Source organism: Leisingera aquaemixtae (genome assembly GCF_001458395.1).
In the GTDB taxonomy this organism is placed as follows: Bacteria; Pseudomonadota; Alphaproteobacteria; order Rhodobacterales; family Rhodobacteraceae; genus Leisingera; species Leisingera aquaemixtae.
The window spans coordinates 386,045-399,545 of sequence record NZ_CYSR01000010.1 but is presented as its reverse complement, the minus strand read 5'-3'; the positions used below and the strand labels follow the sequence as shown (position 1 = coordinate 399,545).

The window sequence follows — 13,501 nt, the reverse complement described above, 5'->3', positions numbered from 1 at the left end:
CCGCCTGAAAGACCTGGTTTCATTTTGTGCGCTGGGAAAATCCCCCTGCGAATGGCGTTTTTGGACAGAATAATAACGTGACCTTTCTGCCCCTTATGCAGATTTGGTGCCAAATTTGTCCACTTACCGGAATTCCAAACCCTTATTGCCCGCTCAGCCAATGCCGTGGCTGCGGTCATAGCCATTTCGCGGCGGGCTTTTCCAATCGCCTAGGGCGCCTTTGGCCGGGGCAAAGATTTCGACCAGCAGCGGATGGCACGCCGCCGTATCGCTGGAATGCTCCGCCGAGCAATCCCCGCCCGGGCAGGCGCTGAGCGCGCCCAGCAGGCCGATCTCGGCAAAGAACTCCAGATAATCGCCGGGCCGCACCGGGCTCGCTTTCATGAAATACTGGCCGGTATCGCGGGTAAAACCGGTGCACATAAAGACATTCAGCACATCATGCACATGCGGCTCCGCCTCCGCCAGCGGCAGCCCCAGGTGGCCTGCCAGCGCCCGGGTCAGGTTGGAGTGGCAGCAGTGATGGTACTGGCTGCCCGCCAGCAGGTTGCCGGTATAGGGATCGCAGCGGGTGCCGATCACGTCATGCACCGAGCCGCCATACGGGTCGATGCCGTACCAGCCCAGCGTGTCCTCAGTGATGGTCGTCATCGGGCGCAGATGCGGAAAGCTGGTCCACATCCGCTCTCCCGCGGTGATATGGGTGCCGTGCAGGGCGCGGGTCTTGCCGGAGTAGAACCGCTCGCTGAGGTCGGCCCTGTTCCACAGGTTCAGATCGCCCACCTGCGGCCCCTCCACCGAGGTGATCCGGAAGAAATGCCCGGCGGGCACCTCGAAACAGGCGGCATCGCGAGGCTGCACCAGCACCTCCCCGGTCTTCACCGCCGCTTGCCGCGCTTGCCGGTACAGCGGCAGATCCGGAACCGGCAGGGTGTCGTTGGGGTAGCAGATCACCGGCTTGACCGCGCGGCGGGCGTCCGCGTCGGCGGGGGCTTCGGGGGCGGTAGTCATGGGGCAAACCTTCTCGTCCGTTTGCCCCATCAAGACGGCAATGCCGCAGGGTTTCAAGCCCTGCGGCGGCCGGAACAGATCACAAGTGCCGGAAGACGGAGGTCAGATCACCACCACGTCCAGCGGCGGAAAGCCGTTGAAGCCGACGGAGGCATAGGTCGACGTGTAGGCGCCGCAGGAATGGATCACCACGCGGTCGCCGGCCTTCAGGCCCAGCGGCAGCTGCACCAGCTGCTTTTCGTACAGCACATCGGCGCTGTCGCAGGAGGGGCCTGCCAGCACGCAGGGGCCGGTCTGCTCGTGGTCGCGGCTGGTGGAAATCTGGTAGCGGATCGCCTCGTCCATGGTTTCGGCCAGGCCGGAGAACTTGCCGATGTCCAAATAGACCCAGCGGAACATGTCATCGGCATGCTTGCGGGAGACCAGCAGCACCTCGGCCGCAATCGCGCCGGCTTCGGCCACCAGGCCGCGGCCCGGTTCTGCCATCACTTCAGCGGCATCGGGGAAGCGGGCATTGACCTGCTCCATCACCGCGCGGGCATACTCCTCGGCGCCCATCACCTCGGTCTTGTAGGAGGCCGGGAAGCCGCCGCCGATGTTCACCAGCTTCAGGTCGTGGCCGGCCGCGCGGCCCGCGGTCCAGACCTCTGCCACCTGATCCAGCACCGGCGCCCACATCAGCGGGTCGCGGGTTTGCGAGCCGACGTGGAACGACAGGCCATGCACGGTGAGGCCCAGCCCGGCGGCCGCGTCCATCAGGCTCAGCGCCATCGAAGCCGACGATCCGAACTTGCGGCTGAGCGGCCAGTCGGCGCCCGAGGCCTCGACGATCACCCGCAGGCAGACATGCGCGCCCGGCGCGAATTCCGCCAGCTTTTCCAGCTCTTCCTGGGCGTCGGCGGCAAAATGGGTGATGCCGATGTTGTGGGCAAAGGCAATGTCAGAGGGCCGTTTGATGGTGTTGCCGAAGGTGATCTGCTCAGCCCGCGCGCCGGCGGCCAGGCACATCTCGATCTCGGTGCGGCTGGCAGCGTCGAAGTTGGAGCCCAGGCGCACCAGGGTTTCCAGCACTTCCGGTGCCGGGTTGGCCTTGACGGCATAGTGGATGCGCGCCCGGCCCAGGCCGCGGTCCAGCGCCTGGTACTGGCGGGCCACCGCCTGGCTGTCGATGACCAGAGTCGGCCGGTCGAAGTGGTTTTGCGCAATGTGCTGCAGGTGACGGGATACAGATACGGAATCGCGAGCAGTCTGCCCGGCTACGTGTACGTTCATGGTCATCTCCAAAAGACCCGGCCATATATGACCGCTCAGTTCAGTCAGAGACGTTACCGTCGCTACGTAACCTTAGGGGAGTAACCCCTTTCGACAGAGGCGCGTGCGTTGGCGTCTTGTCCGCCCATATCGGGCAAAGAGGTGAGTCTTTCAAGCATTATTTTTTGCGGGTCTGCCATGCACGGACCGAAGGGCTCCCGCCTGCTCCGCCGCCTTTTGACAAGGCGTCCCGCAGTTGGGCCCGGCACCGCGCCCGGCGCGGTGCCGGGCCCAAGCCCGTACGGAAGGCGTTCCGGCGCAGCCGGGGCGCCTGCGGGCGCGGGAGATCACCGCTGCGGGCTGCAAGTTCCCGCTAAGGCGTGCGGCGCGGATCGCGGCAGAGGCGCGGGGCGGCCTCTCCCGATTCCGCGGCGCCGCAATAGCTGCAGCGCCACTGGCCCTGGGCGCGCTGCTGGCGCCAGCGGCAGTTGCGGGTCAGGCTGGTGGCGTGGCGGCGCCAAAGGAAATAGGCGAACACGCCCGCCAAAAGGACAAGCAGCAGAACAGGCATGCCCCTGTCTACGCCGCGGCAGCCTCCGGCTCAACCGGTTTGCCGCCTGCGCATCAGGCTGCCCTCAGGCAGCCTGGTAATACTCGACCACACCGTCCACGGCGCTGGGTTCTGCTGCCGCTGGCAGCGGCTCCGGGGTGTAGTAGGCGTAGGCCTGCTCCAAGGCCTCAAGCGCGGCCTGACGGGCCTTGTCTTTCGGGTCCTGCTGCAAATTCACCGGGTTCATCGGGTTGCCTCCATAGTCTGGCACGATCCTCCCTCAAGCGCCAAACTACCCCCTGCCCGCCGCGGGCGCAGCCGCCGTTTCTGCAAAGGCGCCATGCAGTTGCTGCATTGCAGCAACCATGGGTGCGCGTCACACCGTCAGCAGGTGCCCGGCCAGCCCCAGGGCAAAGCCCGCAACCGCGCCGAGTGCCGGCACGCTGCTGCGGCTGGAATGCGCCTTGGGCGCGATGTCCTGAAACAGCAGATAGAGAATGCCGCCCGCCGCAAAAACCATGATCGCCCCCAGCACCGCGTGGGCCTCTGCCAGCCAGACCAGCCCCGCCAGAGCGCAGATCGGCCCCAGCGCCGCCAGCCCGACAAAGGCCAGCAGCACATGCCAGGCCGGGCTATCGCCGCTCCAGACATCGCGGAAGGCGGCAAACCCCTCCGGCAGGTTCTGCAGGAAGATCATCAGCGCCAGCAGCCAGGCGGTGGCGGCATCCGCCACCAGCATCGCCCCCAGCGCCATCGCTTCGGGCACGTAGTCCAGCAGCATCGCCAGCAATAGCGCGCCGCTGCCGCCGCGCTTTTGCAGCACGGTATCGGCGAGGTAGAACACGCCGCCGCCCGCGGCGAACAGCAGTACCGCCAGCACGGCAGGCAGCGCTTGCGCCCCCTCCGGCACCAGCACCAGCGCCACCGCAGAGGTGAGCGCGCCGCCGCCAAAGGCCGCGACGGCGTGCAGCACCTCGTCGCGCAGCGTCGGGTTGCGGATATGCTCACACCAGGCAAGAAACCCGCCCAGCGGCATCGAAAGCCCGGCAAGCCCGGCTAAAAGAATGGCAAAAACATGCGGTTGCATTCCGGCACCCTAGGGCCGCCGCAGCCGCATCACAACCGCTTTGCGTCAGGTGTTGATACAGCTCGTCGCCTGTGCCGCCTGCGCCTCACTGACGTTCAGTCCCGGCTGCACCATGCGCAGAACGGTCGCCCCTGCCCCATGGCCCAGAAACTCCGTACGCACCCGGTATTCCCCGGTGATGCCCGCAGCCGCGATACAGCCGGGGATCTTGGCGTCCGTTGCTGCCAGCTGGCCTCCGATGCGGTCGTGGTCGGTGGCTGTCATACAGCTCGCCAGCACGGTCAGCACGCCCGCGGCAAGTCCCATCAGTTTCATGCCCGAACTCCAATGCCAGCGAAAAACATACCCCCGGTTTCGCAGGAAACCGGGGGCCATGCAAATTTCATTGCGCGGGGCGGCGGATCCTTGCGGATCAGCCCTGCCGCGATCAGACGGTGCGCTCGATCATCATCTTCTTGATATGCGCAATCGCCTTGGCCGGGTTCAGGCCCTTGGGGCAGGTCTTGGCGCAGTTCATGATGGTGTGGCAGCGGTACAGCTTGAACGGGTCTTCCAGCTGGTCCAGGCGCTCGGGCGTGGCTTCGTCCCGGCTGTCGATAATCCAGCGATAGGCGTGCAGCAGCGCGGCCGGCCCCAGGTAACGGTCGCCGTTCCACCAGTAGCTCGGGCAAGAGGTCGAGCAGCTGGCGCACATCACGCACTCATAAAGCCCATCGAGCTTCTTGCGGTCCTCGATGGACTGTTTCCACTCTTTCGCCGGGCGGTTGGTCTTGGTCTCAAGCCACGGCATGATCGAGGCGTGCTGGGCATAGAAATGGGTGAGGTCCGGGATCAGGTCCTTGACCACCGGCATATGCGGCAGCGGGTAGATCGCCACATCGCCCTTGATCTCATCCATGCCATAGATACAGGCCAGTGTGTTGATGCCGTCGATGTTCATCGCGCAGGAGCCGCAGATCCCCTCGCGGCAGGAGCGGCGGAAGGTCAGGGTCGGGTCGATCTCGTTCTTGATCTTGATCAGCGCGTCCAGAACCATCGGGCCGCAGCTGTCCATATCAACGAAATAGGTGTCGACCTGCGGGTTTTTCCCGTCATCCGGGTTCCAGCGGTAGATCTTGAACTTGCGCACATTGCTGGCGCCCTCCGGCTTGGGCCAGGTTTTGCCGGTGGTGATCTTGGAGTTCTTCGGGAGGCTGAATTGAACCATGATCTGTCTCCTTAGAACGTCCGCGCCTTGGGCGCGATTTTCTTGAGGCTGATGCCGCCTTCATCCTCGGTGGTCAGCGGGTCGACCACCACCGGGCGGTAGGACAGATCAACCTTGTTGCCCTCCACGCGGGACACGGTGTGGACACGCCAGTTCTCGTCGTCGCGGGAGGTGAAGTCCTCATGCGCGTGCGCGCCGCGGCTTTCCTTGCGCGCCTCGGCGCCCACGATGGTGGCCAGCGCGTTCGGCATCAGGTTGGTCAGCTCCAGCGTCTCCATCAGGTCGGAGTTCCAGACCAGCGAGCGGTCGGTCACCTTGAGGTCATCGAGCTTGGCCGCGATCGAGGTCATCTTCTCGACGCCTTCCGCCATGGTCTTGGAGGTGCGGAACACCGCCGCGTCGGCCTGCATGCACTTCTGCATTTCCAGCCGCAGGTCCGCGGTCGGGATGCCGCCCTTGGCGTTGCGCAGGGTGTCGAACCGGTCAAACGCCTTGTCGACGGAGGCCTGGTTCAGCACCGGGTTCGCCGCTTCCGGATCCACGACCTTGCCCGCGCGGATGGCGGAGGCACGGCCAAAGACCACCAAGTCGATCAGCGAGTTGGAGCCAAGCCGGTTGGCGCCATGCACCGAGGCGCAGCCCGCCTCGCCCACGGCCATCAGGCCCGGCACCACGGCGGTCGGATCGTCGGCTGTCGGGTTCAGCACTTCGCCCCAGTAGTTGGTCGGAATGCCGCCCATGTTGTAGTGCACAGTCGGCAGAACCGGGATCGGCTCCTTGGTCACATCCACGCCGGCAAAGATCTTGGCGCTTTCGGAAATGCCCGGCAGCCGCTCCGCAAGCGCTTCGGCCGGCAGGTGGGACAGGTTCAGGTGGATATGGTCGCCCTCGGCGCCCACACCGCGGCCTTCGCGGATCTCCATTGTCATGGAGCGGCTGACGTAGTCGCGCGGCGCCAGATCCTTGTACTGGGGCGCATAGCGCTCCATGAACCGCTCGCCTTCGGAGTTGGTGAGGTAGCCGCCCTCGCCCCGCGCGCCCTCGGTGATCAGGCAGCCGGAGCCGTAGATGCCGGTCGGGTGGAACTGCACGAACTCCATGTCCTGCAGCGCCAGGCCTGCCCGCGCCACCATGCCGCCGCCGTCGCCGGTGCAGGTATGCGCCGAGGTGGCAGAGAAGTACGCACGGCCGTAACCGCCGGTCGCCAGAACCACCATCTTGGCGTTGAAGACATGCATGGTGCCGTCATCGAGCTTCCAGCAGACAACGCCCTGGCACTGACCGTCATCGGACATGATCAGGTCGATGGCGAAATACTCGATATAGAATTCCGCGTTGTTCTTCAGCGACTGGCCATAGAGGGTGTGCAGGATCGCGTGGCCGGTCCGGTCGGCCGCCGCACAGGTGCGTTGCACCGCGGGGCCTTCGCCGAATTCGGTGGTGTGGCCGCCGAACGGGCGCTGATAGATCTTGCCCTCTTCGGTGCGCGAGAACGGCACGCCGTAATGCTCCAGCTCATAGACCGCCTTGGGCGCCTCGCGCGCGAGGTATTCCATCGCGTCGGTGTCGCCCAGCCAGTCGGAGCCCTTGACGGTGTCATACATGTGCCACTGCCAGCTGTCCGGGCCCATGTTGCCCAAGCTGGCGGCAATGCCGCCCTGCGCCGCAACGGTGTGGGAGCGGGTCGGGAACACTTTGGTCACGCAGGCGGTGCGCAGACCCTGTTCCGCCATGCCCAGCGTCGCACGGAGGCCAGCCCCGCCGGCGCCAACCACGACCACGTCATATTCATGTGTTTCGTATTCGTAAGCAGCCATTGATGGAAACCTCGGAGCGTTACAGGGCCAGGCGGATCAGCGCATAGGCGCTGGTCGCGGCGACGGCATAAGACAGGCATTTGACCAGGATGATCGCCAGGCGGCCTTTCAGGCCATGGACATAGTCCTCGATCATGATCTGGGCGCCGGATTTGAAGTGCATCATGCCCACCCACATGGTCAGCACGGCCACCAGTGCCGGGAACGGGCGGGAGTAATAGGCGGTGATCTCCTCGTAAGAGCCGCCCAGCGCAGAGCCGAAGGTGAAGACAAACAGCGGCACCAGGATCAGCAGCGCCACTGCGCTCACCTGCATCGACCAATGGTGCGCGGTTCCGGATTTTGCAGCGCCCATGCCAACGGCGCGTTTGCGGTCAGTCAGATATCGCATCGCGTGTGTCCTTTGAGCTTAGACGATGATAATGGTGAGGACGGTCAGAACCGCCGAGCCGATCACCACGATCCAGCCCAGCTTCTCGGCCTGCTCCAGGTCCAGCATCATGCCGTTGTCCCAGATCAGGTGCCGGATGCCGGCCAGCGTGTGATACCACAGGCCCAGCACCGACAGCGTCATCACAAGATCGCCGAACCAGCTGGTCAGCAGGCCGTTGGCGGTGGCAAAGTAGTCGGCAGAGGTTGCCGCGGCCAGGAACCACCAGGCGATCAGCAGCGCAGAAACGATCAGCGCGTTGCCGGTGATCCGCGTCAGGATCGACGTCACGGAGGTCAGCTGCGGGCGGTAGACCTGCAAATGCGGCGAAAGCGGGCGGTTGCCCCGATTGACATCGGCCATGTTGGCTCCTTTTCAGGTTGGCTGACGACGTTTTAGCCGATTTTTACGGCGTGTCACCCGACCGAACGGTTAAAAACAGCAGGTTTCCGTGCTGTTGGCGCTAAAACGTCACGTGTTGTGATCACAGCAAATATTTAGTGATCACAAAACACCTTTTTGGAAATCTTTTGCAGAATCACAGCCCTTTCTGCAAATCACTGCAAAGCTGCCACGGTCCCGGCATCCCTATGCGGTGCCATGGCCGTCTGCCGCGCCACCTCCCGCACCAGCTTTTTGCGGATGCGCGACGGGTAATCGGCAAAGCTGGCGGCTGTGACCACAAAGGCCCCCTCGCCGCGGATCACGTTTTCAAAGAAATAGGCGGTCAGGTCCGGCTCGCTCTGCTCGATCGCAATGGCGTTCACGGTCACGCCGAGCGCGGACAGCGCACCATGCGCCTCGCGCGGCTCGACCCCTTCGTTGGAAAACCCGTCGCCGGAAATGTCGATCACCCTGCGCGTGCACTCCGGCACCGCGGCAAACTGGTCCACCGCCAGAAACAGCGCCTCTCCCACAGCGGTGGAGTAATTGCGCCAGGGCCGCGGCGCCTGTTCGATCCGCTGCGCCAGCGCCTCGGCATCGGCAAAACTGCGCACCTCGGCCCAGGGCAGCGTCACCTCCTGGCGCGACTGGCCGGACCACTGCATCAGCAGCACCCGGGCGCGCGCCTTGACCAGCGCCTCAGAGACCACCCCGTCCCGCAAGCCAGCCGCCAAACCGTCCATCTGAATGCGGTATTCATCGGCATCGACAGAGCCGGAAACATCCACCGCCAGCACCAATGCCAGATCGCAGGCCGCTGCCTTCAGCGGCCAGACGGAGAGCATGGAGAAAACCAGAAGCTGCAAAACCCGCATGCACCCAGCTTAAGCGTCAATCGCACCAAGGGTCATCACATTTCTGCCAGCTTCCCCTGTTCATCTGGCTGAAAATATCCTGGGGGTGAGCAGGCGCAGCCTGTGAGGGGGCAAAGCCCCCTGTCCGGTTACTTCGGCATCAAGGCCCAATAGTCGAGATCCAGCAGCACATCCGGCAGGTACTTGCCGTCCTCCCCCTTCAGATGGAACGGCTCACCGCCCTTGGTGGCCACCAGCCGCAACCGGATTGCGCCAACGCCAGGTGCGCTGGTGTCAGCCTTGTCCAGCACCTCCGACCAGGCCCGCACAGTGAGGCCGGACAGGCAAGGATTGGCATGGGCGCCGCCATTGAGGCCCACGATCATCTGCGCATTGGCCAGCCCGTTGAACGACAGCGTGCGCGCCATCGAAATCACATGGCCGCCATAGATCAGCCTGGTGCCGTCGGGGCGCGCGGTATTGTCGAAATGCACTTTGGCGGTGTTCTGCCACAGGCGGGTCGCCATCATGTGCTCGGCTTCCTCGATGGTGACACCATCCACATGGTCGATGGTCTCGCCCACCTCGTAATCTCCCCAGCGGTGCGGCTCGCCCGCCAGGGTGAAATCGTAATTACTGAAATCCAGCCCCGCCGGGACCGCCAGTTGGTCCGCCGGGATCACCTTGTTCAGCTCCGGGATCACGGTTTCGGGCGCCGGCGCCTCCAGGTCGCGTTTGCGCACCATGACCCAGCGCACATATTCCATCACGCATTCATCGCGCTGGTTCAGCCCGCGGGTGCGCACATAGACGACGCCAGACTTGCCGTTGGAATTCTGCTTGAGGCCGATCACCTCGGATTCCGAGCGCAGCGTGTCGCCGGGATACACCGGCAACAGCCAGCGCCCCTCGGCATAGCCGAGGTTCGCCAGCGCATTGAGGGAGATGTCCGGCACCGTCTTGCCGAACACCACGTGGAAGGCCGCCAGATCATCCAGCGGCGCCGAGGGCAGACCACAGGCCCGGGCAAATTCATCCGAAGAATACAGCGCATGGCGTGCCGGGTAGAGCGCATGATAGAGCGCCCGCTCGCCGCCCGACACCGTGCGGGGCACTGCGTGGCGTATTACCTCGCCGACGGTATAGTCTTCGAAAAACCGGCCCGGATTGGTCTTGGCCATCAGTGTTCTCCCAGTTTGGTCTCAGGGGTGTAGGTTCCGTCCACCTCTTTTACCACCGCCTGGCCGCAGCGCATGATCCCCTTGACGGGATCGAAGGCCTGGGTCGGGCTGCCATGCAGCTCCCAGCCTTTGTTCAGCGCATCGGTCACCTTGTGGCAGAAGGCAGAGGTGTCGTCCTCGGACAAAAATCGGTACAGTTTCATGGTGTCCTCTCCTGCTCAGGGCCTATCCCGGAAACGGCGACGGCCCGATCAGCCCGTGGACGTAGCCAATCACCGCCAGCAGCACAATCGAGGCCAGGAAGAACATCCCGTCCTTGGCGAGCGTGCCCTTGGGACCCGGCTGCCACTCCCGCTCGGACCGGTTGATCACGATGACCTCAGCCACCGCCCAGGCCAGCAGCCCGCCGAACAGGATGATCGAGGCCAGATCGCCATTGACCAGCAGATGCGCCGCGGTCCACAGCTTGAAGCCCGCCAGCATCGGGTGCCGCATGCCGTTCAGCAACGTGCCTTTCTTGGGCGCCGGGCTCATCATATAGATGGCGATCAGCACCAGCAGGTTGTTGATATGCACCATGAAGGACGGCGGCGCCCAGACATGGATGAATTCCGTGCCGCGGTAGCCCAGCACCATCAGCACAATGCTGGCAACCAGCACCAGCGCCACGACGCCGCGCCCGGCATTGCCCATCGCGGCGCGCATGTCCGGCGCCAGCCGTTTGAACAGGTGGCCGCCCCACCACAGCAGAAGTCCCAGGATCAAAAGCGCCATATCAGCCCCTCTTAGATGTTAAACTTGTTAACACCTATGCGGAAAGCGCGGCGATTGCATCCGCTTTTGCCAGGATCTCACGCGCCGTCGCCACATGCAGGTTCTCGACTATCTTGCCGTCGACCACGGCAACACCCTGGCCTGCGGCTTGCGCCTCTTCAAACGCGGCGATCTGGCGGCGGGAGGTGTCGATCTCGCGTTCGGTTGGGGCAAAGGCGGCATTGGCCACCTCCACCTGCGCAGGGTGGATCAGGGTTTTGCCGTCAAAGCCCATGTCGCGCCCCTGTGCGCATTCCGCAGCCAGCCCCTCAACGTCCTTGAAGGCATTATAGACGCCATCGACGATCACCAGCCCCTCGGCCTTGGCCGCCAGCAGGCACAGGCCCAGCCCCGCCATCATCGGCAGCCGGTCCGGGCGGTAACGGGTCTGCAGTTCCTTGGCCAGGTCATTGGTGCCCATCACCATGCCCTGCAGCTTGGGGTGCGCGGCGATGGCGGCGGCATTCAGCATCCCGCGCGGCGTCTCCATCATCGCCCACAGCGGGATGTCCCCGGTGATCTCTGCCAGCGCGTCCAGATCGGCGGGCGCGTTCACCTTCGGCAGCAGAATCGCGTCGCAGTCCATCCGGGCCGCGGCAACCGCATCCTCGCGGCCCCATTCGGTGTCCAGCCCGTTGATCCGCACGATCTTCATCCGCGCGCCAAAGCCGCCCGCCTCCAGCGCCTGCGCCAGGGTCGCGCGGGCATTGGGCTTTTCATCCACAGACACCGCGTCTTCCAGATCAAAGATCACCGCGTCCACCGGCAGGGTCTTGGCCTTCTCCAGGGCGCGCGGCTTGGAGCCGGGAATATACAAAACCGAACGGTAAGGGCGCGCGCGCGGGTCCATGCAAGCTCTCCTGAAGTTATTTTATTGCGTAAAGCGGTACAGATTCGATTGTATACTTTCAAGTACAATTCCGCCGCAGCGCAGCGTAAACTTCCCCGCAATTGCAGCAAGCCCCTGATAAAGCGTGTGCTTTTTCGGCGCCCGCAGGGTTAACCACTTATCAGCACCTGACAGGCACACTGAAGGGTACTAAGGCACAGGATCTCCGCCGCCCATCAGGGCCGCCCCTGCTGCCCGCAGGCATGGAGCCTGCAGCACGAATTGCGTCACACACCGGCCCGCTCAGGGATACGGGGGCTGCCGTCCGGCACCCTGCTCTGCCCGGCCGTTCCGGAAAGGGTAAAACGGGATGAAAAGGACAACACTTGCACTTCCAGCGGCCCTGGCCGCCCTGACACTGGCCGCAGCCCCCGCTGCCGCGCAAAGCCGCAACTGTGCGCCGCGCGACACGGTCGTGAAACGCCTGGCCGAGAAATACGGCGAAAGCCGCCAAAGCATCGGTATGGGCCAGCAGGGCATGGTGATGGAGACCTTCGCGTCGGACGAGACCGGCAGCTGGACGATCACCGTGACCACCCCCAACGGCATGACCTGCCTGGTCGCCTCCGGCCAGTCCTACGAAGTGCTCGCAGAAGCATTGCCAAACACAGACAGCGACGTCTGAGCAGTTATTGAGGCAGGTTTCCAGGCGGCGGTTTGCGGGCCGGGCTGCGGCGCAGGGTCATCGCGTGCTTGTCGTCACCGGAATAGCCAAGCCGTTCATAGAAGCCGCGCGCTGCGGCCGCCTTGCCGGTCAGAAGCATGATTTTATAGGCATCTTCCGCCCAGGCTGCGTCCCGGGCAAAGCCCATCACCGCCCGGCCCAGCCCCCGGCCCTGGAAGGCACGCAGTGTCACCACGTTCTCAATCAGCGCATAGGGCCGCCCTCCGTGGGTAAGGTTGGGAAGGATGTGCAGCGTGGCGGCCGACACCACTTGCGCCTCCACTTCGGCCACCGCGATGCAAGTGCCCGGATGTTCCAGGATACGGCGCAACATCTCGGCACCCCCTGTGCCGGCCAGGACTGGAATTTCCCCCATCAGCTCCCGGTACAGACACAACAAATCGCGGTAGTCCCGCTCACCCGCACGGCGCAGGCGGTGGCATAGTTCCATGCTCATGTCAGCCCGTCCCAGATCAGCTTGCTGCCGGTGACCGTCAGCAAAACATAGGTCAGCGCAAAGAACCAGCGCTCCGGAATGCCGTGATGCAGCTTCACCCCCAGCCAGGCCCCGAGCAGGGCAAAGGGCGCCAGCATCAGATCCAGCATCAGCGTTTCACGTGTGAACATCCCCAGTCCGGCATAAGGCACCGCCTTGGCAATGTTGATCGCCCAGAAAATCAGCACCGTGCTGGCCTGGTATTCCGTCTTCCGCAACTTGAGGCTGAGGAGATAGACCGCGGCCGGCGGCCCGCCCGCATGGCTGACAAAACTGGTGAAGCCCACCGCCAGCCCGGCGGCGAGACCCGCAAGGCGCGATAACGGCCGTGCCGCAACGGTCCGCAGACCCAGCCGGGCGCGCAGCTGCCACAGCACGAACCCCACCGCTACCGCGCCGATCAGCACCCGCATCGCATCGGCGTCCACCGAGGTATAGAGCCACGCCCCCAGCGCCACCCCCGGCAGCCCGCCCGCGATCAGCAGCAGCGCGGCCCCCATGTTCCAGCGCCCCCAATAGGGTTTCAGCGTGGCCACGTCGATCAGCATCAGCAAAGGCAGCATCAGAGCCAGCGCCATTCCCGGCTCCAGCACCAGTGCCAGAATCGCCGCCGAGGCAAAGGCGGCGCCGGACCCGAAACCGCCCTTGGAGACGCCCGCAAAAACGACCGCAGGAATGGCAAAAACGAAAAACAGCGCATCAAATGCCGCCATAGCCCGCCCCTGAAAGCCCTGAATTAAAGACCGTTTAGCGGTATCACCTCGGCATACGCAAGTATACCGCGCCCTATGCCGCAGCGCAGAACCCTTGCACGGCCCGGGTTTACGCCGTAGGCATCAGGAAATTTCAACCGGACCGGAGACATTT

At 64.3% G+C, this 13,501-nt stretch carries 18 protein-coding genes; 1 reads left to right on the top strand and 17 read right to left on the bottom strand.

The genetic code is table 11. The annotated features are described in order from the left end of the window. Nucleotides 1–153: 153 nt before the first annotated feature. From PHA8399_RS05710 to PHA8399_RS05645, 15 genes are all read right to left on the bottom strand, one after another. A complete protein-coding gene (locus PHA8399_RS05710; RefSeq protein WP_058285203.1) occupies nucleotides 154–1,011 on the bottom strand; it encodes an urea carboxylase-associated family protein in 858 nt (285 codons plus the stop codon). 102 nt (nucleotides 1,012–1,113) lie between these two features. Then, a complete protein-coding gene (locus tag PHA8399_RS05705) occupies nucleotides 1,114–2,283 on the bottom strand; it encodes a type III PLP-dependent enzyme (protein ID WP_208856266.1) in 1,170 nt (389 codons plus the stop codon). 352 nt (nucleotides 2,284–2,635) lie between these two features. Continuing rightward, a complete protein-coding gene (locus tag PHA8399_RS05700; RefSeq protein WP_058285201.1) occupies nucleotides 2,636–2,833 on the bottom strand; it encodes a hypothetical protein in 198 nt (65 codons plus the stop codon). A gap of 64 nt (nucleotides 2,834–2,897) precedes the next feature. Continuing rightward, nucleotides 2,898–3,083 (bottom strand): hypothetical protein, encoded by a 186-nt coding sequence (locus PHA8399_RS22210; RefSeq protein ID WP_145976977.1) that lies wholly within the window; start codon nucleotides 3,081–3,083, stop codon nucleotides 2,898–2,900. A gap of 105 nt (nucleotides 3,084–3,188) precedes the next feature. Continuing rightward, nucleotides 3,189–3,899 carry a ZIP family metal transporter gene (locus PHA8399_RS05695; protein WP_058285200.1) on the bottom strand — a complete coding sequence of 237 codons (711 nt, stop codon included), beginning with the start codon at nucleotides 3,897–3,899 and terminating at the stop codon, nucleotides 3,189–3,191. 45 nt (nucleotides 3,900–3,944) lie between these two features. Next, a complete protein-coding gene (locus PHA8399_RS05690) occupies nucleotides 3,945–4,214 on the bottom strand; it encodes a hypothetical protein (protein WP_058285257.1) in 270 nt (89 codons plus the stop codon). A 112-nt stretch (nucleotides 4,215–4,326) separates the two neighbouring features. Further along, nucleotides 4,327–5,106: a succinate dehydrogenase iron-sulfur subunit gene (locus tag PHA8399_RS05685; protein WP_058285199.1), complete on the bottom strand. Its 780-nt coding sequence runs from the start codon at nucleotides 5,104–5,106 to the stop codon at nucleotides 4,327–4,329. Between the two features lie 11 nt (nucleotides 5,107–5,117). Continuing rightward, a complete protein-coding gene (sdhA, locus tag PHA8399_RS05680) occupies nucleotides 5,118–6,923 on the bottom strand; it encodes a succinate dehydrogenase flavoprotein subunit (RefSeq protein ID WP_058285198.1) in 1,806 nt (601 codons plus the stop codon). A 19-nt stretch (nucleotides 6,924–6,942) separates the two neighbouring features. Further along, nucleotides 6,943–7,314, bottom strand: coding sequence for a succinate dehydrogenase, hydrophobic membrane anchor protein (sdhD, locus tag PHA8399_RS05675; RefSeq protein WP_058285197.1), 372 nt, complete (start codon nucleotides 7,312–7,314; stop codon nucleotides 6,943–6,945). A gap of 18 nt (nucleotides 7,315–7,332) precedes the next feature. Then, nucleotides 7,333–7,716, bottom strand: a complete 384-nt coding sequence (sdhC, locus tag PHA8399_RS05670) for a succinate dehydrogenase, cytochrome b556 subunit (RefSeq protein ID WP_058285196.1) — start codon at nucleotides 7,714–7,716, stop codon at nucleotides 7,333–7,335. A gap of 194 nt (nucleotides 7,717–7,910) precedes the next feature. Then, nucleotides 7,911–8,612, bottom strand: a complete 702-nt coding sequence (locus tag PHA8399_RS05665) for a DUF1194 domain-containing protein (protein WP_058285195.1) — start codon at nucleotides 8,610–8,612, stop codon at nucleotides 7,911–7,913. Nucleotides 8,613–8,740: 128 nt separating this feature from the next. Continuing rightward, nucleotides 8,741–9,772, bottom strand: a complete 1,032-nt coding sequence (locus PHA8399_RS05660) for a MaoC family dehydratase (protein ID WP_058285194.1) — start codon at nucleotides 9,770–9,772, stop codon at nucleotides 8,741–8,743. Continuing rightward, nucleotides 9,772–9,975, bottom strand: coding sequence for a DUF1737 domain-containing protein (locus PHA8399_RS05655; RefSeq protein ID WP_019297062.1), 204 nt, complete (start codon nucleotides 9,973–9,975; stop codon nucleotides 9,772–9,774). The genes PHA8399_RS05660 and PHA8399_RS05655 overlap by 1 nt, the downstream gene beginning before the upstream one ends. A gap of 22 nt (nucleotides 9,976–9,997) precedes the next feature. Beyond that, the gene (locus tag PHA8399_RS05650) at nucleotides 9,998–10,546 is read right to left on the bottom strand and encodes an NnrU family protein (RefSeq protein ID WP_058285193.1); all 549 of its coding nucleotides are present in this window, start codon (nucleotides 10,544–10,546) and stop codon (nucleotides 9,998–10,000) included. Between the two features lie 34 nt (nucleotides 10,547–10,580). Further along, nucleotides 10,581–11,435: an HpcH/HpaI aldolase/citrate lyase family protein gene (locus tag PHA8399_RS05645; RefSeq protein ID WP_058285192.1), complete on the bottom strand. Its 855-nt coding sequence runs from the start codon at nucleotides 11,433–11,435 to the stop codon at nucleotides 10,581–10,583. Between the two features lie 349 nt (nucleotides 11,436–11,784). Here PHA8399_RS05645 and PHA8399_RS05640 point away from each other — a divergent pair, with 349 nt between their 5' ends. Continuing rightward, complete coding sequence (locus PHA8399_RS05640; RefSeq protein WP_058285191.1) at nucleotides 11,785–12,099, top strand: hypothetical protein; 315 nt, start codon at nucleotides 11,785–11,787, stop codon at nucleotides 12,097–12,099. 4 nt (nucleotides 12,100–12,103) lie between these two features. Here the strand turns inward: PHA8399_RS05640 and PHA8399_RS05635 are convergent, their stop codons facing one another. After that, nucleotides 12,104–12,595 carry a GNAT family N-acetyltransferase gene (locus tag PHA8399_RS05635; protein WP_058285190.1) on the bottom strand — a complete coding sequence of 164 codons (492 nt, stop codon included), beginning with the start codon at nucleotides 12,593–12,595 and terminating at the stop codon, nucleotides 12,104–12,106. Continuing rightward, nucleotides 12,592–13,347, bottom strand: coding sequence for a sulfite exporter TauE/SafE family protein (locus PHA8399_RS05630; RefSeq protein WP_058285189.1), 756 nt, complete (start codon nucleotides 13,345–13,347; stop codon nucleotides 12,592–12,594). The genes PHA8399_RS05635 and PHA8399_RS05630 overlap by 4 nt, the downstream gene beginning before the upstream one ends. Between the last annotated feature and the right edge of the window lie 154 nt (nucleotides 13,348–13,501).